The sequence below is a fragment of the Streptomyces sp. NPDC048258 genome, from assembly GCF_043201995.1.
GTDB lineage: Bacteria > Actinomycetota > Actinomycetes > Streptomycetales > Streptomycetaceae > Streptomyces.
Genome location: NZ_JBICZH010000061.1, coordinates 1,796 through 4,302, shown reverse-complemented (window position 1 = coordinate 4,302; position 2,507 = coordinate 1,796). Strand labels below are relative to the sequence as shown.

Sequence of the window (2,507 nt, the reverse complement as noted above, 5' to 3'; positions counted from 1 at the left end):
TTCAGAACTAACACAGTGGACGCGAGCAACTGAGGACAAGCCCTCGGCCTATTAGTACCAGTCAGCTTCACCCGTTACCGGGCTTCCACATCTGGCCTATCAACCCAGTCGTCTACTGGGAGCCTTACCCTCTCAAGGAGGTGGGAATACTCATCTTGAAGCAGGCTTCCCGCTTAGATGCTTTCAGCGGTTATCCCTCCCGAACGTAGCCAACCAGCCATGCCCTTGGCAGGACAACTGGCACACCAGAGGTTCGTCCGTCCCGGTCCTCTCGTACTAGGGACAGCCCTTCTCAATATTCCTACGCGCACAGCGGATAGGGACCGAACTGTCTCACGACGTTCTAAACCCAGCTCGCGTACCGCTTTAATGGGCGAACAGCCCAACCCTTGGGACCGACTCCAGCCCCAGGATGCGACGAGCCGACATCGAGGTGCCAAACCATCCCGTCGATATGGACTCTTGGGGAAGATCAGCCTGTTATCCCCGGGGTACCTTTTATCCGTTGAGCGACGGCGCTTCCACAAGCCACCGCCGGATCACTAGTCCCGACTTTCGTCCCTGCTCGACCCGTCGGTCTCACAGTCAAGCTCCCTTGTGCACTTACACTCAACACCTGATTGCCAACCAGGCTGAGGGAACCTTTGGGCGCCTCCGTTACCCTTTGGGAGGCAACCGCCCCAGTTAAACTACCCATCAGACACTGTCCCTGATCCGGATCACGGACCGAGGTTAGACATCCAGCACGACCAGAGTGGTATTTCAACGGCGACTCCACCCCAACTGGCGTTGGGGTTTCACAGTCTCCCACCTATCCTACACAAGCCGAACCGAACACCAATATCAAACTGTAGTAAAGGTCCCGGGGTCTTTCCGTCCTGCTGCGCGAAACGAGCATCTTTACTCGTAGTGCAATTTCACCGGGCCTATGGTTGAGACAGTCGAGAAGTCGTTACGCCATTCGTGCAGGTCGGAACTTACCCGACAAGGAATTTCGCTACCTTAGGATGGTTATAGTTACCACCGCCGTTTACTGGCGCTTAAGTTCTCAGCTTCGCACGCCCGAAAGCGTACTAACCGGTCCCCTTAACGTTCCAGCACCGGGCAGGCGTCAGTCCGTATACATCGCCTTACGGCTTCGCACGGACCTGTGTTTTTAGTAAACAGTCGCTTCTCGCTGGTCTCTGCGGCCACCCCCAGCTCAGGAAGCAAGTTCCCTCACCAGTGATGGCCCCCCTTCTCCCGAAGTTACGGGGGCATTTTGCCGAGTTCCTTAACCATAGTTCACCCGAACGCCTCGGTATTCTCTACCTGACCACCTGAGTCGGTTTAGGGTACGGGCCGCCATGAAACTCGCTAGAGGCTTTTCTCGACAGCATAGGATCATCCACTTCACCACAATCGGCTCGGCATCAGGTCTCAGCCTTATATGAGGGACGGATTTGCCTACCCCTCGGCCTACACCCTTACCCCGGGACAACCACCGCCCGGGCTGGACTACCTTCCTGCGTCACCCCATCGCTTACCTACTACAAGTCTGGTTCGTCGGCTCCACCACTTTCCTTTCCCCGAAGGGTCCGGAACGGCTTCACGGACTTAGCATCGCCTGATTCGATATTGGGCGTTTCAAAGCGGGTACCGGAATATCAACCGGTTGTCCATCGACTACGCCTGTCGGCCTCGCCTTAGGTCCCGACTTACCCTGGGCAGATCAGCTTGACCCAGGAACCCTTAGTCAATCGGCGCACACGTTTCTCACGTGTGTATCGCTACTCATGCCTGCATTCTCACTCGTGAACCGTCCACAACTAGCTTCCGCTGCTGCTTCACCCGGCACACGACGCTCCCCTACCCATCACAGCGGGCGTTGGCCCTATTGCTGCAATGACACGACTTCGGCGGTACGCTTGAGCCCCGCTACATTGTCGGCGCGGAATCACTTGACCAGTGAGCTATTACGCACTCTTTCAAGGGTGGCTGCTTCTAAGCCAACCTCCTGGTTGTCTCTGCGACTCCACATCCTTTCCCACTTAGCGTACGCTTAGGGGCCTTAGTCGATGCTCTGGGCTGTTTCCCTCTCGACCATGGAGCTTATCCCCCACAGTCTCACTGCCGTGCTCTCACTTACCGGCATTCGGAGTTTGGCTAAGGTCAGTAACCCGGTAGGGCCCATCGCCTATCCAGTGCTCTACCTCCGGCAAGAAACACACGACGCTGCACCTAAATGCATTTCGGGGAGAACCAGCTATCACGGAGTTTGATTGGCCTTTCACCCCTAACCACAGGTCATCCCCCAGGTTTTCAACCCTGGTGGGTTCGGTCCTCCACGAAGTCTTACCTCCGCTTCAACCTGCCCATGGCTAGATCACTCCGCTTCGGGTCTAGAGCGTGCAACTCAATCGCCCTATTCGGACTCGCTTTCGCTACGGCTTCCCCACACGGGTTAACCTCGCTACACACCGCTAACTCGCAGGCTCATTCTTCAAAAGGCACGCAGTCACGACCCA

At 56.5% G+C, this 2,507-nt stretch carries 1 rRNA gene (cut by a window edge); it reads right to left on the bottom strand.

Annotated elements, in window-relative coordinates:
• Nucleotides 1–31: 31 nt before the first annotated feature.
• A 23S ribosomal RNA gene (locus ACGFYQ_RS42035) occupies nt 32–2,507 on the bottom strand; it runs 156 nt beyond the window's last position.